This is a genomic window from Cedecea sp. VD22, assembly GCF_037150195.1.
Lineage (GTDB): Bacteria > Pseudomonadota > Gammaproteobacteria > Enterobacterales > Enterobacteriaceae > Cedecea.
This window is the reverse complement of the sequence record NZ_JBBCPX010000005.1, coordinates 100,605-121,232: the sequence shown is the minus strand read 5'-3', so window position 1 is coordinate 121,232 and position 20,628 is coordinate 100,605. Positions and strand designations below refer to the sequence as shown.

The 20,628-nt window shown below is 54.1% G+C and carries 19 protein-coding genes; 18 read left to right on the top strand and 1 reads right to left on the bottom strand.

Annotated elements, in window-relative coordinates:
• The first annotated feature begins 1 nt into the window (after position 1).
• The 18 genes from ilvN (at position 2) to lpxC (ending at position 20,096) form a co-directional block, all read left to right on the top strand.
• A complete protein-coding gene (gene ilvN, locus WFK85_RS12110) occupies positions 2-493 on the top strand; it encodes an acetolactate synthase small subunit (RefSeq protein WP_008461768.1) in 492 nt (163 codons plus the stop codon).
• 176 nt (positions 494-669) lie between these two features.
• Complete coding sequence (gene cra, locus WFK85_RS12105; RefSeq protein ID WP_008461770.1) at positions 670-1,674, top strand: catabolite repressor/activator; 1,005 nt, start codon at positions 670-672, stop codon at positions 1,672-1,674.
• 562 nt (positions 1,675-2,236) lie between these two features.
• On the top strand, positions 2,237-2,695 hold the full coding sequence (gene mraZ / locus WFK85_RS12100) for a division/cell wall cluster transcriptional repressor MraZ (protein WP_008461772.1): 459 nt from the start codon (positions 2,237-2,239) through the stop codon (positions 2,693-2,695).
• 2 nt (positions 2,696-2,697) lie between these two features.
• Positions 2,698-3,639, top strand: coding sequence for a 16S rRNA (cytosine(1402)-N(4))-methyltransferase RsmH (gene rsmH, locus WFK85_RS12095; protein WP_039300407.1), 942 nt, complete (start codon positions 2,698-2,700; stop codon positions 3,637-3,639).
• Positions 3,636-3,998 (top strand): cell division protein FtsL, encoded by a 363-nt coding sequence (gene ftsL, locus WFK85_RS12090; RefSeq protein ID WP_008461776.1) that lies wholly within the window; start codon positions 3,636-3,638, stop codon positions 3,996-3,998. The genes rsmH and ftsL overlap by 4 nt, the downstream gene beginning before the upstream one ends.
• 15 nt (positions 3,999-4,013) lie before the next feature.
• Positions 4,014-5,780 carry a peptidoglycan glycosyltransferase FtsI gene (locus WFK85_RS12085; protein WP_008461778.1) on the top strand — a complete coding sequence of 589 codons (1,767 nt, stop codon included), beginning with the start codon at positions 4,014-4,016 and terminating at the stop codon, positions 5,778-5,780.
• Positions 5,767-7,254, top strand: a complete 1,488-nt coding sequence (gene murE / locus WFK85_RS12080; RefSeq protein WP_336707782.1) for a UDP-N-acetylmuramoyl-L-alanyl-D-glutamate--2,6-diaminopimelate ligase — start codon at positions 5,767-5,769, stop codon at positions 7,252-7,254. The genes WFK85_RS12085 and murE overlap by 14 nt, the downstream gene beginning before the upstream one ends.
• Positions 7,251-8,609 carry a UDP-N-acetylmuramoyl-tripeptide--D-alanyl-D-alanine ligase gene (murF, locus tag WFK85_RS12075; protein WP_336707783.1) on the top strand — a complete coding sequence of 453 codons (1,359 nt, stop codon included), beginning with the start codon at positions 7,251-7,253 and terminating at the stop codon, positions 8,607-8,609. Before murE ends, murF begins: the two co-directional genes overlap by 4 nt.
• Complete coding sequence (gene mraY, locus WFK85_RS12070; protein ID WP_039290277.1) at positions 8,603-9,685, top strand: phospho-N-acetylmuramoyl-pentapeptide-transferase; 1,083 nt, start codon at positions 8,603-8,605, stop codon at positions 9,683-9,685. Before murF ends, mraY begins: the two co-directional genes overlap by 7 nt.
• 2 nt (positions 9,686-9,687) lie before the next feature.
• Positions 9,688-11,004, top strand: a complete 1,317-nt coding sequence (gene murD, locus WFK85_RS12065; protein WP_336707785.1) for a UDP-N-acetylmuramoyl-L-alanine--D-glutamate ligase — start codon at positions 9,688-9,690, stop codon at positions 11,002-11,004.
• Entirely contained in the window at positions 11,004-12,248 is a 1,245-nt protein-coding gene (gene ftsW / locus WFK85_RS12060; RefSeq protein WP_336707787.1) for a cell division protein FtsW, read from the top strand. The genes murD and ftsW overlap by 1 nt, the downstream gene beginning before the upstream one ends.
• A complete protein-coding gene (gene murG / locus WFK85_RS12055; protein WP_336707789.1) occupies positions 12,245-13,312 on the top strand; it encodes an undecaprenyldiphospho-muramoylpentapeptide beta-N-acetylglucosaminyltransferase in 1,068 nt (355 codons plus the stop codon). Before ftsW ends, murG begins: the two co-directional genes overlap by 4 nt.
• A 70-nt stretch (positions 13,313-13,382) precedes the next feature.
• Positions 13,383-14,858, top strand: coding sequence for a UDP-N-acetylmuramate--L-alanine ligase (gene murC, locus WFK85_RS12050; RefSeq protein WP_008461793.1), 1,476 nt, complete (start codon positions 13,383-13,385; stop codon positions 14,856-14,858).
• Positions 14,851-15,771, top strand: coding sequence for a D-alanine--D-alanine ligase (locus tag WFK85_RS12045; RefSeq protein WP_008461794.1), 921 nt, complete (start codon positions 14,851-14,853; stop codon positions 15,769-15,771). The genes murC and WFK85_RS12045 overlap by 8 nt, the downstream gene beginning before the upstream one ends.
• Position 15,772: 1 nt before the next feature.
• Positions 15,773-16,609: a cell division protein FtsQ gene (gene ftsQ / locus WFK85_RS12040; RefSeq protein WP_166993545.1), complete on the top strand. Its 837-nt coding sequence runs from the start codon at positions 15,773-15,775 to the stop codon at positions 16,607-16,609.
• Positions 16,606-17,862, top strand: coding sequence for a cell division protein FtsA (gene ftsA / locus WFK85_RS12035; protein ID WP_008461798.1), 1,257 nt, complete (start codon positions 16,606-16,608; stop codon positions 17,860-17,862). Before ftsQ ends, ftsA begins: the two co-directional genes overlap by 4 nt.
• Before the next feature lie 63 nt (positions 17,863-17,925).
• A complete protein-coding gene (gene ftsZ / locus WFK85_RS12030; protein ID WP_008461800.1) occupies positions 17,926-19,077 on the top strand; it encodes a cell division protein FtsZ in 1,152 nt (383 codons plus the stop codon).
• Between the two features lie 101 nt (positions 19,078-19,178).
• Positions 19,179-20,096 (top strand): UDP-3-O-acyl-N-acetylglucosamine deacetylase, encoded by a 918-nt coding sequence (gene lpxC, locus WFK85_RS12025; protein ID WP_085541415.1) that lies wholly within the window; start codon positions 19,179-19,181, stop codon positions 20,094-20,096.
• 8 nt (positions 20,097-20,104) lie between these two features.
• Here lpxC and WFK85_RS12020 read toward each other — a convergent pair whose 3' ends face one another.
• Positions 20,105-20,620, bottom strand: coding sequence for a DUF721 domain-containing protein (locus WFK85_RS12020; RefSeq protein ID WP_008461805.1), 516 nt, complete (start codon positions 20,618-20,620; stop codon positions 20,105-20,107).
• Between the last annotated feature and the right edge of the window lie 8 nt (positions 20,621-20,628).

The following is a 20,628-nucleotide window of genomic DNA, read 5'->3' as shown; positions in this document are numbered from 1 at the left end:
TATGCGCCGGATATTATCTGTATTACTGGAAAATGAATCAGGTGCGCTGTCCCGGGTCATTGGTCTGTTTTCCCAGCGTGGTTACAACATTGAAAGCCTTACCGTAGCGCCTACGGACGATCCCACGCTTTCCCGTATGACAATCCAAACCGTGGGTGACGAGAAGGTACTTGAACAGATTGAGAAACAGCTGCACAAGCTAGTGGATGTGTTACGCGTCAGTGAGCTGGGGCAGGGGGCCTACGTTGAGCGTGAAATCATGCTGGTGAAGGTACAGGCCAGCGGATACGGGCGGGAAGAGGTGAAGCGCAGCACGGAAATTTTCCGTGGGCAAATCATTGATGTGACGCCAACGCTTTACACCGTCCAGCTTGCCGGGACCAGCGATAAACTCAATGCGTTCCTTGATACGATCCGTGATGTTGCGAAAATCGTCGAAGTGGCCCGTTCGGGTATTGTTGGCGTTTCGCGTGGCGATAAGATCATGCGTTAGTCCCGAATGTGATCTAATTCACATGCCCGGTAATCACTGCCGGGCTTTTTTTTGCAAATAAGAAAACAAGCGCCTGCAAAAGCGGTTGCCGGAGTTATTATTCTGCGCTTAGATGTGAATGTCGTTAACCATAACCAGTGCATGGGTATGGATCACCTGGAGAGTAAGGGGCTACAGTGAAATTGGATGAAATCGCGCGTCTGGCTGGCGTGTCGCGCACCACGGCAAGCTATGTTATCAACGGAAAAGCAAAACAGTATCGCGTCAGCGATAAAACCGTTGAGAAAGTCATGGCGGTGGTACGCGAGCATAATTACCACCCTAATGCGGTAGCCGCTGGGCTACGTGCAGGACGCACGCGTTCTATTGGGCTGGTGATCCCAGACCTGGAAAACACCAGCTACACCCGTATAGCAAATTACCTTGAGCGTCAGGCTCGCCAGCGCGGCTATCAGTTGCTGATCGCTTGCTCTGAGGATCAACCCGACAACGAAATGCGCTGTATTGAACATCTTCTGCAGCGGCAGGTTGATGCCATTATAGTGTCTACCTCGTTGCCGCCGGAGCATCCTTTTTATCAGCGTTGGGCAAACGATTCGTTCCCGATTATTGCGCTCGACCGTGCGTTAGACCGTGAACACTTCACCAGCGTTGTCGGTGCCGATCAGGACGATGCAGAAATGCTGGCTGAAGAGCTGCGGAAATTCCCTGGTGAAAATATCCTTTACCTTGGTGCATTACCTGAACTGTCCGTGAGTTTCCTGCGTGAGCAAGGGTTCCGTACTGCCTGGAAAGACGATCCTCGTACTGTCAATTATCTCTACGCTAACAGCTATGAGCGTGAGGCTGCCGCTCAGCTTTTTGAAAAGTGGCTGGAAACTCACGAGATGCCTGATGCGCTGTACACAACGTCCTTCGCACTGCTGCAGGGCGTGATGGATGTCACGCTGCGCCGTCAGGGGCGGCTGCCTTCGGAGTTGGCGATCGCCACCTTCGGCGATCATGAGCTGCTGGATTTCCTGCAGTGTCCGGTATTGGCGGTCGCACAGCGTCACCGCGATGTTGCCGAACGCGTACTGGAACTGGTGCTGGCAAGCCTTGATGAGCCACGTAAGCCGAAGCCTGGGTTGACCCGAATTCGCCGCAATCTTTATCGTCGGGGTAGCTTAAGTCGTTACTGATAAAGAGATCATTATCAGCCACTTAAAGTTAATTAAGATTTTTCCCGTATATTTACCCTTATTTTTTAGGGCAATTAATTAGGCGGGAAAAATCGGGTAAAAAAATCTCCATCGAGAAATAAATCTCTTCTTTGTATTATTTTGTTACACACCAGCAGCTAAGAAATGTTGGATTATTAATCATTAGCAACCTCTCTTTACTTCTGTCTCGCGCCGAGCCAGCGCCAGACGGGCATCTGGCGCTGTTCACTCGCTTTGAAATACCTTAAAATGCCGCCCGCGTCGCAAACTGAGTACTTAATATTTCTCCAGACAAGTATTCGGTCGTTTTAACGCTGTTGATGTTTATTGGTCTTTTTCTTTCAAATATTCATAACGTTAATTTTGCCTCGCTATTGCGGGCTTTTTCACGCCAGCCATTTATCAATCGCTTAGGCGCGGGAATTTATTCCCGTAAGCGGCCTGGCTGGCTTGACAAGGTTTTCCTCCCCTCCGTAAACTCCTTTGTGTGGGAATTTGTGGGTTAAAGTGGTGAAATGGGTCATTAAAGGGTGAGGCTGGCATGTTCCGTGGGGCAACGTTAGTCAATCTCGACAGCAAGGGGCGGCTCGCCGTGCCTACCCGTTATAGGGAAAAGCTGATCGAAACCTCAGAAGGTCAGATGGTTTGTACCATCGACATCCATCACCCCTGCCTGCTGCTTTATACCGTTCCTGAGTGGGAAATCATTGAACAAAAGCTTGCCCGTCTGTCGAGCATGAACCCCGCAGAACGCCGCGTACAGCGTCTGTTATTGGGGCATGCCAGTGAATGTCAGATGGATAACGCCGGGCGATTGCTGTTGGCGCCCGTTTTACGGCAGCACGCCGGGCTTACCAAAGAAGTCATGCTGGTCGGCCAGTTCAATAAGTTTGAGCTGTGGGATGAAGCGACCTGGCATCAACAGGTCAAGGAAGATATCGACGCTGAGCAGGGTTCGACAAACACCTTGTCGGATCGTCTGCAGGACTTGTCACTTTAGAAATGATGGAAAATTTTAAACACACTACGGTGCTGCTGGACGAGGCCGTGAACGGCCTGAATATTCGTCCCGACGGCATCTACATTGATGGCACTTTTGGTCGCGGTGGCCATTCACGCCTGATTCTGTCCCAGCTCGGTGAGCAAGGACGGCTGCTGGCGATCGACCGCGATCCGCAGGCGATTGCTGCGGCTGCCGCTATCGATGACCCACGCTTCTCCATCATTCATGGCCCATTCTCTGCGCTTGCAGATTACGCACGTGAGCGCGAACTGGACGGCAAGATCGACGGCATTTTGCTGGATCTCGGCGTCTCTTCTCCTCAACTGGATGATGCAGAACGCGGTTTCTCGTTTATGCGTGATGGGCCGCTGGATATGCGTATGGACCCAACGCGAGGTCAATCCGCTGCCCAATGGTTGATGACGGCGGAAGAGGCTGATATTGCCTGGGTTATTAAAACCTTTGGTGAAGAACGTTTTGGTAAGCGCATTGCACGCGCCATCGTTGAGCGTAACCGGGAAGAGCCGATGACGCGTACCAAAGAGCTGGCGGCCGTCGTCTCTGCCGCTATGCCGGTTAAAGATAAGTTTAAGCACCCGGCTACCCGAACATTTCAGGCTATCCGGATCTGGATCAACAGCGAGCTGGATGAAATTGAAAAAGCGCTGAATGGCTCGCTGGAGGCGTTATCTCCCGGTGGCCGTTTATCGATCATCAGCTTCCATTCTCTGGAAGATCGCATTGTTAAACGCTTCATGCGTGAAAACAGCCGTGGGCCACAGGTCCCAGCCGGTTTACCGATGACGGAAGCACAGCTGAATAAGCTGGGTGGCCGCCAGTTGAAAGCGCTAGGTAAGCTGATGCCAGGTGAAGAAGAGGTGGCGGAAAATCCACGCGCCCGTAGTTCTGTTTTGCGGATTGCGGAGAGGACTAACGCATGATCAATCGGGTGACAGAAACCCTCAGCAGAGTGACGCAGCTCGGCAGCAACGAGCGTCATGCGCTGCCTGCCGTGATTGGTGGCGATCTTCTGCGCCATGGGAAACTGGCACTTTGCTTGTTCGTTGCCATTATTGTGACCGCGGTTTCCGTGGTCACGACGGCGCACCATACTCGTCTGCTCACTGCACAGCGCGAGCAGATGGTACTCGAACGTGATGCGCTGGATATTGAATGGCGCAACCTGATTCTTGAAGAAAATGCGCTCGGCGATCATAGCCGGGTAGAACGGATCGCGACGGAAAAGCTGCAGCTGCAGCATGTCGATCCTTCACAGGAAAACATCGTAGTTCAGCAATAAGGAACAGTGCGGCAGATGAGAGCAGCGGCAAAAACGCTTAAACCAAAACGTCAGGAAGAACAGGCCAACTTTGTGAGTTGGCGTTTTGCGTTGCTCTGCGGTTGCATTCTGTTGGCGCTGGCTTTCCTTCTGGGCCGTGTTGCCTGGCTGCAGATAATCAACCCGGACATGCTGGTACGTCAGGGTGACATGCGTTCATTGCGCGTGCAGGAAGTGTCTACTTCCCGAGGGATGATAAGCGATCGCGCGGGACGCCCTCTTGCGGTTAGCGTACCGGTAAATGCCGTCTGGGCCGACCCGAAAGAATTGCATGACGCTGGCGGAGTCACGCTGGACAACCGCTGGAAAGCGCTAGCCGATGCACTAAAAATGCCTCTCGACCAGCTTTCATCTCGCGTGAACAGCAACCCCAATGGGCGGTTTATTTATCTTGCGCGTCAGGTTAACCCGGATATTGGCGACTACATCAAAAAGCTTAAGCTTCCGGGAATTCACCTTCGCCAGGAATCTCGTCGCTACTACCCATCCGGCGAAGTGACTGCTCACCTCATCGGCTTCACCAACGTGGACAGCGAAGGGATCGAGGGGGTGGAAAAAAGCTTTGATAAATGGCTCACCGGTCAGCCTGGCGAGCGCATTGTGCGTAAAGACCGCTACGGGCGCGTTATCGAAGACATTTCCTCTACCGACAGCCAGGCCGCCCATAACCTGGCTTTGAGCATTGATGAACGCCTACAGGCGCTGGTTTATCGTGAACTGAATAACGCCGTTGCCTTCAACAAAGCCGAATCGGGCAGTGCCGTTTTGGTTGATGTTAATACTGGTGAAGTTCTGGCGATGGCGAACAGCCCGTCCTACAACCCGAACAATCTAACCGGCACGGCAAAAGACGTAATGCGTAACCGCACCATCACCGACGTCTTCGAGCCGGGTTCCACCGTTAAGCCGATGGTGGTAATGACCGCGTTGCAGCGTGGTGTGGTGAATGAAAATAGCGTACTGAATACGATTCCGTACCGCATTAATGGTCATGAGATCAAAGATGTGGCGCGGTACAGCGAATTGACCCTTACCGGGGTATTACAGAAGTCGAGTAACGTCGGTGTTTCTAAGCTGGCGTTAGCGATGCCCTCCTCAGCGTTAGTAGATACTTACTCACGTTTTGGACTGGGAAAAGCGACCAATTTGGGGTTGGTCGGGGAACGCAGTGGCTTATATCCTCAAAAACAACGGTGGTCTGACATAGAGAGGGCCACCTTCTCTTTCGGCTATGGGCTAATGGTAACCCCGTTACAGTTAGCGCGAGTCTACGCAACGATTGGCAGCTACGGCATTTATCGCCCGCTGTCGATAACCAAAGTTGACCCGCCGGTTCCCGGCGAGCGTATCTTTGCTGAATCAACCGTCCGCACCGTGGTGCACATGATGGAAAGCGTGGCGCTTCCCGGCGGCGGCGGCGTGAAGGCGGCCATTAAGGGCTACCGTATTGCGATTAAAACCGGTACTGCGAAAAAAGTCGGGCCGGACGGTAAATACATAAACAAATACATTGCTTACACCGCAGGCGTTGCGCCAGCCAGCCAGCCGCGATTTGCGCTGGTGGTGGTTATCAATGACCCGCAGGGCGGTAAGTATTACGGCGGTGCCGTATCTGCACCTGTGTTCGGTGCCATCATGGGCGGCGTACTGCGCACCATGAACATCGAGCCGGATGCGCTGGCAACCGGTGAGAAAAGCGAATTTGTAATTAATCAGAAAGAGGCATCAGGTGGCAGATCGTAATTTGAGCGACCTTCTTGCTCCGTGGGTAGCCGGGCTACCTGCGAGAGCGCTGCGAGAGATGACACTCGACAGCCGCGTGGCGGCTGCGGGCGATCTTTTTGTGGCCGTGGTCGGTCATCAGGCGGACGGGCGTCGTTATATCCCGCAGGCGATAGCACAGGGTGTGGCTGCCGTGATCGCAGAAGCGGACGGTGAAGCGGCGGATGGCGAAGTTCGCGAGATGCACGGCGTACCGGTCATTTACCTGAGCCAGTTGCATCAGCGCCTGTCTGCATTGGCTGGCCGTTTCTATCATCAACCTTCTGAATCCTTACGTCTGGTTGGTGTCACCGGCACCAACGGCAAAACGACAACGACTCAACTGTTGGCGCAGTGGGCGCAGCTGCTGGGTGAAACCGGCGCAGTGATGGGGACCGTAGGCAATGGCCTGCTCGGGCAGGTTGTGCCGACAGAAAATACCACGGGTTCTGCGGTAGACGTGCAGCACGTGCTGGCGAGCCTGAAGGCTCAAGGTGCAACCTTTGGTGCCATGGAAGTTTCATCCCATGGTCTGGTTCAGCATCGCGTGGCGGCGCTGAAGTTTGCTGCGTCAGTGTTTACCAATTTAAGCCGCGATCACCTTGATTATCACGGTGATATGGCGAATTACGAAGCCGCTAAGTGGCTGTTGTTTTCCGAGCATGACTGCGGTCAGGCGATCATCAACGCCGATGACGAAGTGGGTCACCGCTGGTTGGCGCGCCTGCCGGATGCCGTGGCGGTCACAATGGAAAATAACCTTGAGCCGGGGGCGCATGGGCGCTGGCTGAAGGCGGATGAAGTGGTTTATCACGATGGTGGAGCGACGATTCACTTCAGTTCATCGTGGGGTAATGGCGAAATTGAAAGCCGCCTGATGGGCGCGTTTAACGTCAGTAACCTGCTGTTGGCTTTAGCCACGCTGCTGGCGCTGGGTTATCCGCTCGAAGCATTAATTGCCACAGGTCCGCGTCTGCAACCTGTTTGTGGGCGAATGGAAGTGTTCAGCACTACCGGCAAACCTACCGTGGTAGTGGATTATGCCCACACGCCGGATGCGTTGGAAAAAGCGCTACAGGCAGCTCGTCTGCACTGTTCCGGCAAACTGTGGTGTGTATTCGGCTGTGGTGGCGATCGCGATAAAGGTAAACGGCCAATTATGGGCTGTATTGCCGAACAATATGCCGATGTGGTGGTGGTGACCGATGACAACCCACGCACCGAAGAACCGAAGGCCATCGTCGACGATATTCTGACCGGTATGCTGGATGCAGGCCGTGCGCACGTAGTGCTGGGCCGCGCAGAAGCGGTGACTAACGCGATTATGCAGGCCAAAGAAAATGATGTGGTTCTGCTGGCGGGCAAAGGCCACGAGGACTATCAGATTGTTGGCAACCGTCGTCTGGATTACTCCGACCGCGTTACCGCAGCGCGCCTGCTGGGGGTTGTGGCATGATTCGCGTCTCCCTGAAGCAACTGGCATCCATTCTTAATGGGCAGCTACATGGCGCAGACGCCGACATTATTGATGTCACAACGGATACCCGTAAGCTGACAGCTGGCTGTCTGTTTGTTGCGCTGAAAGGCGAGCGTTTTGATGCCCATGACTTTGCCGCCGATGCGGTGAAAGGCGGGGCAGGCGCATTATTGGTTAACCGTAAGCTGGATATTGATGTTCCCCAACTGGTTGTGGCCGATACCCGCCTTGCATTTGGCGAACTAGGTGCGTGGGTTCGCCAGCAGGTGCCTACTCGCGTTGTGGCGCTAACCGGCTCTTCCGGCAAAACCTCCGTGAAGGAAATGGCGGCATCTATTCTGCGCCAGTGCGGCAACACGCTTTATACAGCTGGCAACCTGAATAACGATATTGGCGTGCCGATGACGCTGCTGCGCCTGACGCCGGAATACGATTATGCCGTTATTGAGCTGGGTGCAAACCACCAGGGGGAAATCGCCTGGACCGTAGGGTTAACCCGCCCGGAAGCGGCTCTGGTAAACAACCTGGCGGCTGCGCATCTTGAAGGGTTTGGTTCCCTGGCGGGCGTGGCAAAAGCCAAAGGCGAGATCTTTACCGGCCTCGCGGCAAACGGTACGGCGATCCTTAACGCAGATAACAACGACTGGCTGAACTGGCAGGCGATCATTGGCGATCGTAAAACCTGGCGCTTCTCACCGAACGCTGCCGGAAGCGATTTCACCGCAACGAATATCCATATCACCTCCCACGGTACCGAATTTACTCTGCATACGCCGCAGGGCGATGTTGATGTCATTCTGCCGCTGCCGGGTCGTCACAATATTTCTAACTCGCTGGCGGCTACCGCGCTGGCAATGGCCGTTGGCGCGACGCTCGAAGCAGTAAAAGCAGGGCTTGCTGAGCTTAAAGCCGTGCCGGGCCGCCTGTTCCCTATCCAGCTTGCAGAGAATCAACTGCTGCTGGACGACAGCTACAACGCTAACGTGGGTTCAATGACCGCGGCGGCACAGGTTCTGTCAGAAATGCCGGGTTACCGTGTGATGGTAGTTGGCGATATGGGCGAGCTGGGTGAGGAAGCCGAAGCTTGCCATCGTCAGGTTGGCGAAGCGACAAAAGCCGCAGGTATTGACCGTGTTTTGAGCGTTGGCGTGTTAAGTAAAACGCTGAGTGACGCATCAGAAGTTGGTGAACATTTTGCCGATAAACAGGCCGTGGTGGCGCGTTTGAAAGCGCTTATCGCGGAACATTCAATTTTAACCATTTTGGTGAAAGGTTCACGTAGTGCGGCCATGGAAGAGGTGGTTCGCGCATTACAGGAGAAACAAGCATGCTAGTTTGGCTGGCCGAACATTTGGTCAAATATTATTCCGGCTTTAACGTCTTTTCCTATCTGACGTTTCGCGCCATCGTCAGCCTGCTGACCGCTCTGTTTATCTCCCTGTGGATGGGACCGCGGATGATCGCGCGTTTACAGCAACTCTCCTTCGGGCAGGTTGTACGTAACGATGGTCCAGAGTCGCACTTTAGCAAGAAAGGAACGCCAACCATGGGCGGGATCATGATCCTGACCGCCATTGTGGTGTCCGTGCTGATGTGGGCTTATCCCTCGAACCCTTACGTCTGGTGCGTGCTGTTCGTACTGATCGGCTTCGGGATTGTTGGCTTTGTCGATGACTACCGCAAAGTGGTTCGTAAGGATACCAAAGGTCTGATTGCTCGCTGGAAATACTTCTGGATGTCGGTGATTGCACTGGTCGTTGCTTTCACAATGTATGCAGCCGGGAAAGGGACGCCAGCAACTGAACTTGTTGTGCCGTTCTTCAAAGACGTGATGCCGCAGCTTGGTTTGTTCTATGTACTGCTGGCGTATTTTGTAATTGTTGGTACCGGTAATGCGGTAAACCTGACGGATGGTCTTGATGGCCTGGCGATTATGCCTACCGTGTTTGTCGCTGCAGGTTTTGCGCTGGTGGCATGGGCTACGGGGAACATGAATTTTGCGGGCTACCTGCACATTCCTTACCTGCGCCATGCGGGTGAACTGGTTATCGTCTGTACGGCGATTGTCGGCGCAGGCCTGGGCTTCCTGTGGTTCAACACATACCCGGCTCAGGTCTTCATGGGCGATGTAGGCTCGTTGGCTCTTGGCGGGGCGCTGGGGACTATCGCGGTACTGCTGCGTCAGGAGTTCCTGCTGGTGATTATGGGTGGCGTGTTCGTCGTTGAAACGCTTTCGGTGATCCTGCAGGTGGGCTCGTTCAAGCTCCGAGGGCAGCGTATCTTCCGTATGGCGCCCATTCACCATCACTATGAATTGAAGGGCTGGCCGGAGCCACGCGTGATTGTGCGCTTCTGGATTATTTCGCTGATGCTGGTGCTTATTGGCCTGGCTACGCTGAAGGTTCGCTAAATATGGCAGATTACCAGGGTAAAAATGTTGTCATCATTGGATTGGGCCTTACGGGCCTGTCCTGCGTGGATTTCTTTATTGCGCGCGGCATTATGCCACGGGTAATGGATTCCCGTATCTCCCCTCCTGGTCTTGATAAGCTGCCTGAGAACGTTGATCGTCATACCGGTTCGCTGAATGAGGACTGGTTGCTGGCGGCGGATTTGATTATTGCCAGCCCTGGCGTGGCGCTGGCAACTCCAGCCTTGAGTGCGGCGGTGGATGCCGGGGTCGAGGTTATTGGTGATATAGAGCTGTTTTGCCGAGAGGCCCAGGCGCCGATTGTCGCGATTACCGGCTCCAACGGTAAAAGTACCGTCACCACCCTGGTGGGAGAGATGGCGAAAGCCGCGGGTGTGAACGTGGGCGTTGGCGGAAATATTGGTCTGCCGGCGTTGATGCTGCTGGACAAAGGCTGTGAGCTTTATGTTCTTGAGCTATCAAGCTTCCAGTTGGAAACCACCCATAGCCTGAAGGCTGCGGCGGCGACCGTTCTGAACGTGACGGAAGATCATATGGATCGCTATCCGTTCGGGATGCAGCAATATCGTGCGGCAAAACTGAGCATCTATGAAAATGCCAAAGTTTGCGTGGTCAACGCAGATGACGCATTAACGATGCCGGTACGCGGCGCGGACGAGCGCTGTATCAGCTTCGGTGTGGACGTCGGCGATTATCATCTTAATCGTCAGCAGGGTGACACCTGGCTGCGGGTGAAAGGGGAGAAAATCCTCAACACCAAAGAAATGAAACTGGTTGGGCAGCATAACTACACTAACGCGCTGGCAGCGCTGGCGCTGGCGGATGCGGTGAATCTGCCTCGTTCCAGTAGCCTGAAAGCGTTGACCACCTATACTGGCCTGGCTCATCGCTTCCAACTGGCCTGGGAACGGAATGGCGTTCGCTGGATTAATGACTCTAAAGCCACCAACGTCGGCAGTACTGAAGCCGCGTTAAACGGTCTGCACGTTGAAGGAACACTGCATCTTTTGTTAGGCGGTGACGGCAAGTCTGCCGACTTCTCACCTTTAGCTCGCTACCTGCAGGGTGATCGCGTACGCCTTTACTGCTTTGGTCGTGACGGTGCTGAACTGGCTGAGTTACGCCCGGATATTGCCGAGCGTACAGAAACCATGGAGCAGGCGATGAAGCTTGCCGCTGCCCGTGTGGAATCTGGCGATATGGTGCTGCTCTCTCCAGCCTGCGCGAGTCTCGATCAGTTTAAAAACTTTGAACAACGCGGCGACATGTTTACTCAATTAGCGAAGGAGCTAGGCTGATGCGTTTATCTCTCCCTCGCCTTCGCGTCCCCCGTATTCCAGGGTTTGGTATCCTGGCCTGGGTCGCTTCGGCGTTAAAAGGGTGGGTAATGGGCTCCCGTGAGGCCGACGCCAACAGCATGGTGCTGTATGACCGCACGCTGCTTTGGCTGACCTTAGGCCTTGCTGCGATCGGTTTTATTATGGTGACCTCGGCGTCGATGCCGGTAGGCCAGCGCCTGGCAAACGATCCATTCCTGTTTGCCAAACGCGACGGGCTCTACATCATCGTCGCGTTTGTGCTGGCGATGGTGACGCTGCGCTTGCCGATGGATTTCTGGCAGCGTCACAGCACGGCCATGCTGCTGGCTTCGATCGTGATGCTGCTAATTGTACTGGTCGTCGGTAGCTCGGTTAATGGGGCATCGCGCTGGATTGCTTTCGGCCCGCTGCGTATTCAGCCCGCAGAGTTTTCCAAGCTGTCACTGTTCTGTTATCTCGCCAACTATCTTGTGCGCAAGGTGGATGAAGTTCGAAATAACCTGCGCGGCTTCCTGAAGCCAATGGGCGTGATTCTGGTGATGGCCGTTCTGCTGCTAGCCCAGCCTGACCTTGGTACCGTAGTTGTGCTGTTTGTCACTACGCTGGCGATGTTGTTCCTCGCAGGAGCAAAGCTGTGGCAGTTTATCGCGATCATCGGGATGGGGATCTCGGCAGTTATCCTGCTGATCCTCGCCGAACCTTACCGTATTCGCCGCGTAACGTCGTTCTGGAACCCGTGGGAAGATCCATTCGGCAGCGGCTACCAGTTAACGCAATCACTGATGGCTTTTGGGCGCGGTGAATTGTGGGGACAAGGGCTTGGGAACTCGGTTCAGAAGCTGGAATATCTGCCTGAAGCGCACACTGACTTTATCTTCTCGATCATTGGCGAGGAGCTGGGATATATCGGTGTGGTGCTTGCACTTTTGATGGTATTCTTCGTCGCTTTTCGCGCGATGTCCATCGGCAAGCGCGCGCTGGAATTGGATCAGCGTTTCTCCGGTTTCCTGGCGTGTTCTATCGGGGTCTGGTTTAGCTTCCAGGCGCTGGTTAACGTTGGCGCTGCGGCGGGGATGTTGCCCACGAAAGGCCTGACGCTGCCGCTTATTAGTTACGGCGGTTCCAGCCTGTTGATTATGTCCACGGCAATCATGCTGTTGTTGAGAATAGATTATGAAACGCGTCTGGCTAAGGCTCAGGCGTTTACACGGAGTGCCAAATGACGGGCAAAGCGAAGCGATTGATGGTGATGGCGGGTGGTACAGGTGGGCATGTTTTCCCAGGCCTGGCCGTTGCCCATCACCTTCGGGCGGAAGGATGGGATATTCGCTGGCTTGGTACTGCAGACCGTATGGAAGCAGATCTGGTGCCGAAAAACCGGATTGAGATCGACTTTATTCGCATTTCTGGCCTGCGCGGCAAAGGCGTAAAGGCCTTGTTGATGGCTCCTGTACGTATTTTTAACGCGTGGCGCCAGGCTCGCGCCATCATGAAAGCTTGGAAGCCGGATGTTGTGCTGGGCATGGGCGGGTATGTTTCCGGACCCGGTGGTCTGGCTGCCTGGTCTCTTGGCATTCCGGTTGTCTTGCATGAACAGAACGGCATTGCCGGTCTGACGAATAAATGGTTGGCAAAGATCGCCACCAAGGTAATGCAGGCCTTTCCCGGTGCATTCCCTGAAGCGGACGTTGTTGGCAATCCGGTGCGGACAGATGTGCTTGCTTTACCGCTGCCGCAAGAGCGTTTTGCCGGAAGAGAAGGTCCGGTTCGCGTGCTGGTTGTCGGCGGTTCTCAGGGCGCTCGAGTGTTGAACCAAACCATGCCGCAGGTCGCGGGGCGTTTAGGTGAATCCGTGACTGTCTGGCACCAAACCGGAAAGGGTGGTCAGGCGGTTGTGCAGCAGGCTTACGCTGAAGCAGGGCAGCCTCAGCACAAGGTCACCGAGTTTATTGATGATATGGCAGCAGCCTACGAATGGGCTGATGTTGTGGTTTGTCGCTCCGGGGCGTTAACCGTGAGTGAAATCGCGGCTGCAGGGTTACCAGCCTTGTTCGTTCCTTTCCAGCACAAAGATCGACAGCAGTACTGGAATGCGCTGCCGCTGGAAAAAGCGGGCGCCGCGAAAATACTGGAGCAACCGCAGTTTACCGTGGATGCCGTTACCCGTACCCTGGCCGGATGGGACAGAGCAACGCTGCTGGCAATGGCCGAGCGCGCGCGCGCTGCCTCCATTCCTGATGCAACTGAACGTGTAGCAAACGAAGTCAGCGCCGCAGCGCGCGCGTAATACTTGTGGGTGGCAAATTGTCGCCCGTAAATTTGATGTAATGGCGGCATGCCGCTTGCAGGTTTAGAGAATGAATACACAACAACTGGCGAAACTGCGTTCAATTGTGCCTGAGATGCGTCGCGTCCGGCACATTCACTTTGTTGGCATCGGCGGCGCCGGTATGGGCGGTATTGCTGAAGTATTGGCTAACGAAGGTTACCAGATCAGCGGTTCCGATTTGGCGCCGAACCCGGTCACGCAGCAGTTGTCGGCACTGGGTGCCACGATTTATTTCAACCATCGCCCTGAAAATGTGCGCGAGGCAAGCGTGGTTGTTGTTTCTACGGCAATTTCTGCGGATAACCCAGAAATTGTTGCTGCCCACGAAGCGCGTATTCCGGTCATCCGTCGTGCTGAAATGCTGGCTGAACTGATGCGTTTCCGTCACGGCATTGCGATTGCGGGGACGCATGGCAAAACCACGACAACGGCGATGGTATCGAGCATTTATGCCGAAGCGGGCCTGGATCCAACGTTTGTAAATGGTGGTCTGGTGAAAGCCGCAGGTGTCCATGCCCGCCTGGGCAACAGTCGCTACCTGATTGCAGAGGCTGACGAAAGCGATGCTTCGTTCCTGCACCTGCAGCCGATGGTCTCTATTGTGACCAATATCGAAGCCGATCATATGGATACTTACCAGGGCGACTTCGAAAATTTAAAGCAGACGTTTATTAATTTCCTGCACAACTTGCCGTTTTATGGACGTGCGGTGATGTGCGTAGACGATCCGGTGATTCGTGAGCTTCTGCCGCGCGTGGGTCGTCAAATCACCACATATGGCTTTAGCGACGACGCGGATGTGCGCGTTGAAAATTATCAGCAAAAGGGCGCTCAGGGCTTTTTCACCATTGTGCGTCAGGACAAGCCTGAGATGCATGTGGTGCTGAATGCGCCAGGCCGGCATAACGCGCTGAATGCGGCTGCCGCGGTTGCCGTGGCGACGGAAGAGGGCATCGAAGACGACGCTATTTTGCGTGCGCTCGAAAGCTTCCAGGGGACGGGGCGCCGTTTCGATTTCCTGGGCGAATATCCGCTGGCACCGGTAAACGGCAAAGCGGGTACCGCTATGCTGGTGGACGACTATGGCCACCACCCGACGGAAGTGGATGCCACCATTAAGGCGGCGCGTGCAGGCTGGCCGGATAAAAATCTGGTGATGATTTTCCAGCCACACCGCTATACGCGTACGCGTGATTTGTATGATGACTTTGCTGGGGTGCTGTCCCAGGTTGACTCCCTGGTGATGCTGGAAGTTTATCCTGCAGGTGAAGCACCCATTCCTGGTGCGGATAGCCGTTCTTTATGCCGCACCATTCGCGGCCGTGGCAAAGTTGACCCTATTTTAGTTTCCGATCATGCGGAAGTGGCGGAAATTTTAGCTCCTGTGTTGACGGGAAATGATTTGATCCTCGTTCAAGGTGCCGGGAATATCGGCAAAATCGCCCGAAACCTGGCTGAAATCAAATTGCAGCCTCAAACTAAAGAGGAAGGGCGTCATGGCTGATAAGATCGCCGTTCTTCTGGGAGGAACCTCTGCCGAGCGCGAGGTCTCTCTGCAATCCGGCAGCGCGGTGCTGGCGGGATTAAAAGAAGCGGGTATTGATGCACATGCTTTTGATCCACAAAGCGAGTCTGTACTTGAGCTGAAGGCTCAGGGGTTTGACAAGGTTTTTATCGCGCTGCACGGTCGCGGTGGTGAAGACGGGACTTTGCAAGGGCTGTTGGAGTTCCTTCAACTGCCTTATACCGGCAGCGGCGTTATGGCTTCGGCGATAACGATGGATAAGCTGCGCAGCAAACTGCTGTGGCAGGGGGCAGGTTTACCCGTTGCACCATGGGTTGCCGTCAACCGTCAGGATTTTGCAGCAGGCCTGAGCGCAGCGCTGGTTGAGCGTGTTACTGCATTAGGTTTACCGGTTATCGTCAAGCCGAGCCGTGAAGGTTCCAGCGTAGGTATGTCTAAGGTGGACAGCGTAGATGTGCTGCCAGCCGCGCTTGAGCTGGCCTTCGAGCATGACGAAGAAGTGCTGATTGAAAAATGGTTGAGTGGCCCGGAATATACGGTTGCGATTTTAGGCGAGGAAATTTTACCGTCTATTCGCATCCAACCCGCTGGAACCTTCTATGATTATGAAGCGAAGTATCTCTCTGATGAAACTCAATATTTCTGCCCCGGTGGATTAATTGAACAAAGAGAGCAGGAATTGCAGGCATTAGTTCTGCAGGCCTGGCAGATTCTCGGCTGTAGCGGCTGGGGCCGGGTCGATGTGATGCTGGATAGCGATGGTCAGTTTTACCTGTTAGAAGTGAACACTTCTCCGGGGATGACCAGCCACAGCCTGGTGCCGATGGCGGCTCGCCAGGCGGGAATGAGCTTCTCACAATTGGTTGTACGTATTTTGGAACTGGCGGACTGATATGTCGCAGGCTGCACTGAATGCGCGTAATCGTGCCGAGGAAAATGCCAGCGCTCGGCGCAGCAACGGCTCCCGTCTGGCAGGGATGATTTTCCTGTGTGCGGTACTGTTGAGCGTGTTTATCGGCGGTTGGATTGTGGTGGGCTGGATGGAAGATGCCCAGCGTTTACCACTCTCCAGGCTGGTGGTAACCGGGGAGCGGCACTACACACGTAATGATGATATACGCCAGTCTATTCTGGCCCTGGGGCCTCCGGGTACTTTTATGACCCAGGATGTGAATATCATCCAACAGCAGATAGAACGCTTGCCCTGGATTAAGCAGGCAAGCGTTAGAAAGCAGTGGCCGGACGAATTGAAGATTCATCTGGTTGAATATGTGCCGATAGCACGTTGGAATGACCAGCATATGGTTGACGCAGAGGGAAATTCCTTCAGCGTACCAGCAGAACGCACCAGCAAGCAGACTTTGCCGATGCTTTCCGGCCCGGAAGGCAGCGAAAATGAAGTTCTGCAAGGTTACCGTGACATGGGCGTGGTGCTGGCAAAGGATAAATTTACGTTGAAACAAGCGGCTATGACCGCTCGTCGCTCCTGGCAGTTGACGCTGAATAACGGAATTAAGCTCAACCTTGGTCGGGGCGACACGATGAAACGTCTGGATCGTTTTGTAGAACTGTACCCGGTTCTGCAGCAGCAGGCGCAGGCTGATAACAAACGGATCAGTTATGTCGACCTGCGATACGATTCAGGCGCCGCGGTAGGTTGGGAGGCACTTCCTCCTCCGGTACCTAATCCGAATCAGCAACAGAATCAGGCACAGGCAGAACAACGATGATCAAGGCGACGGACAGAAAACTGGTAGTTGGACTGGAGATTGGCACCGCGAAGGTTGCCGCTTTAGTAGGGGAAGTTCTGCCCGACGGTATGGTCAATATTATTGGCGTGGGCAGCTGCCCTTCGCGTGGTATGGACAAAGGCGGAGTAAACGACCTTGAGTCGGTGGTTAAATGCGTTCAACGGGCGATTGACCAGGCTGAATTGATGGCAGACTGCCAGATATCTTCAGTTTACCTGGCGCTGTCCGGCAAGCATATCAGCTGCCAAAACGAGATAGGCATGGTGCCGATTTCGGAAGAGGAAGTGACGCAAGAAGATGTTGAAAATGTGGTGCATACGGCAAAATCAGTGCGTGTTCGCGATGAACACCGCGTTCTGCATGTGATTCCGCAGGAATACGCTATTGATTACCAGGAAGGGATCAAAAATCCGGTAGGCCTGTCCGGCGTCCGTATGCAGGCGAAAGTGCATCTGATTACCTGCCATAACGATATGGCAAAAAACATCGTTAAAGCGGTTGAACGTTGTGGTTTGAAAGTTGACCAATTAATTTTCGCCGGTCTGGCCGCAAGCTACGCGGTACTGACCGAAGATGAACGCGAGCTGGGTGTCTGTGTTGTGGACATCGGCGGTGGTACCATGGATATGGCGGTGTATACCGGCGGTGCGCTGCGTCACACCAAAGTTATCCCTTATGCAGGGAACGTGGTTACCAGTGATATCGCCTATGCGTTCGGAACGCCACCGAGCGATGCTGAGGCGATTAAAGTTCGCCATGGTTGTGCCCTGGGATCTATCGTCGGCAAAGACGAGAACGTTGAGGTTCCGAGCGTGGGTGGACGCCCACCACGCAGTCTTCAGCGTCAGACGCTGGCTGAAGTGATTGAGCCTCGTTACACCGAGCTGCTCAACCTGGTCAATGAAGAGATTTTGCAGTTACAGGAACAGCTTCGCCAGCAGGGTGTGAAACATCATCTGGCGGCGGGGATTGTGTTAACCGGCGGCGCGGCACAAATTGAAGGCCTGGCAGCCTGTGCTCAGCGTGTGTTCCATACGCAGGTGCGTATCGGTCAGCCGTTGAATATTACTGGCCTTACTGATTATGCCCAGGAGTCGTATTACTCGACCGCAGTAGGGTTGCTGCACTACGGGAAAGAGTCACATCTCAGTGGTGAAGCAGAAGTGGAAAAAAGGACCTCTGTTGGCTCATGGTTTAAGCGACTGAACAGCTGGCTGAGAAAAGAATTTTAATTTTTATAAGAGACCGGAGACAATTAGCGGTCTCAGGCGACAGGCACAAAACGGAGAGAAACTATGTTTGAACCTATGGAACTGACCAACGACGCGGTGATTAAAGTCATCGGCGTCGGTGGTGGCGGCGGTAACGCCGTTGAACACATGGTGCGTGAACGCATCGAAGGCGTTGAATTCTTTGCGGTGAACACTGACGCTCAGGCACTGCGTAAAACCGCTGTCGGCCAGACGATCCAGATCGGTAATGGGATCACTAAAGGTCTGGGCGCAGGCGCAAATCCAGAAGTGGGTCGTAACGCTGCGGAAGAAGACCGCGAAGCTTTACGCGCTGCGCTGGACGGGGCAGACATGGTGTTCATCGCTGCTGGTATGGGCGGTGGTACCGGTACGGGTGCTGCTCCTGTTGTTGCCGAAGTAGCTAAAGATTTGGGTATCCTGACTGTTGCCGTCGTGACTAAGCCTTTCAACTTTGAAGGCAAGAAGCGTATGGCTTTCGCGGAGCAGGGTATCGCCGAGCTGTCTAAGCACGTTGACTCCTTGATCACTATCCCGAATGACAAGCTGCTGAAAGTGCTGGGACGCGGCATTTCTCTGCTTGACGCATTTGGTGCGGCAAACGACGTACTGAAAGGCGCCGTGCAGGGTATTGCCGAGCTGATTACTCGTCCGGGCCTGATGAACGTTGACTTCGCGGACGTGCGTACGGTTATGTCCGAAATGGGCTACGCCATGATGGGCTCCGGCGTTGCCAGCGGCGAAGACCGCGCTGAAGAAGCAGCAGAAATGGCTATCTCCAGCCCACTGCTGGAAGATATCGACCTGTCTGGCGCTCGTGGCGTGTTGGTTAACATCACCGCTGGCTTCGACCTGCGTCTGGATGAGTTCGAAACCGTGGGTAACACCATTCGTGCGTTCGCATCTGACAACGCAACTGTGGTTATCGGTACTTCTCTGGATCCAGAGATGAACGACGAACTGCGCGTAACTGTTGTTGCTACTGGGATCGGCATGGACAAACGTCCTGAGATTACCCTGGTGACTAACAAGCAGGTACAGCAGCCAGTGATGGATCGCTACCAGCAGCACGGTATGGCTCCGCTGACGCAAGAGCAAAAGCCGGCCGCTAAAGTGGTGAACGACAACACACCGCAGACGGCGAAAGAGCCTGATTATCTGGATATTCCAGCGTTCCTGCGTAAGCAAGCTGATTAAGAATAAACCGGAAGTTGGGAATATTCGCTCTTTGTGCTAAACTGGCCTGCCGTTAGTGATATACACTCTCGGCTAGCTTAGTAATTTGGCGGGATTATACGATGATCAAACAAAGGACACTTAAACGTATCGTTCAGGCGACTGGCGTCGGTTTACATACCGGCAAGAAAGTCACACTGACGCTGCGCCCTGCGCCGGCAAATACCGGGGTCATCTATCGTCGCACCGACTTGAATCCTCCGGTAGATTTTCCGGCTGATGCCAAATCCGTGCGGGATACCATGCTCTGTACTTGTCTGGTCAACGAGCATGATGTACGGATTTCTACCGTAGAGCACCTCAACGCTGCCCTGGCAGGGCTGGGTATCGACAACATCATTGTTGAAGTCGATGCGCCAGAAATTCCTATTATGGACGGCAGTGCGGCGCCGTTTGTCTATCTGCTGCTTGATGCAGGGATTGACGAACTGAACTCGGCCAAGAAATTTATACGTCTGAAAGAGACGGTTCGCGTGGAAGATGGCGATAAATGGGCTGAAATGTCACCGTTTAATGGTTTCTCCTTGGACTTTACCATCGACTTCAACCATCCGGCGATTGATGCAAGCACCCAGCGCTACACCATGAACTTCTCTGCTGAAGCATTTATGCGTCAGATTAGCCGTGCGCGTACCTTCGGTTTTATGCGTGATATCGAATATCTGCAGTCCCGCGGCCTGTGCCTGGGCGGCAGCTTCGATTGTGCCATCGTTGTTGACGATTATCGCGTATTGAACGAAGACGGCCTGCGTTTTGAAGATGAATTCGTTCGTCACAAAATGCTGGATGCTATCGGCGATCTGTTCATGTGTGGCCACAACATTATCGGCGCGTTTACCGCCTATAAGTCTGGTCATGCCCTGAACAACAAACTGCTGCAGGCTGTTTTGGCTAAACAGGAAGCCTGGGAATGGGCGACCTTCGAAGACGAAGCCGAACTTCCGCTGGCGTTTAAAGCACCTAAACTGGTGCTGGCGTAACGCTTAAATTAGCGATTACGACTGGTTTTGCTGGTACCCTCTCCGGCCAGTGAAGCCAGTCGTTCTATTGTTGCTCTTAATTTCTCCGGGCTACGTTTAGCCACCTCTCTCAACGCTTCTGCACTCTGCTTACTCAGTTGACGATTCACTTCGTATTTCTCAGTCTCTGTCTGAGTGGTGTTTTCTTGAACAAATTCCTGCCCTTTTGCCGCCAGCGAAGGATTAATCCTGATGTCGATTGATGTCAATGATGGTAAGATTTGGGCGCGTAATGCACTCAGCAGCGTGGCTTGTTCATAGCGTAAGCGCATCAGCCAGCTGGCATTTGCGGTTTCAAGGACGAGAATGCCCTGACGGAAGTTGGCCACCCGGCACCAGGGATGCAGTGGAGCAGGCAAAATGCTTTTCACTGCCCGGTTAAGACGCAGCAGAGCGACGGCACGTTGCTGTACGTTCTGTAGCATGCTTTCCTGACCGGCTTCGTCAAACAGATTTTCTAAAGATTGCGGGCGACTGTCGCGCATACATTAAG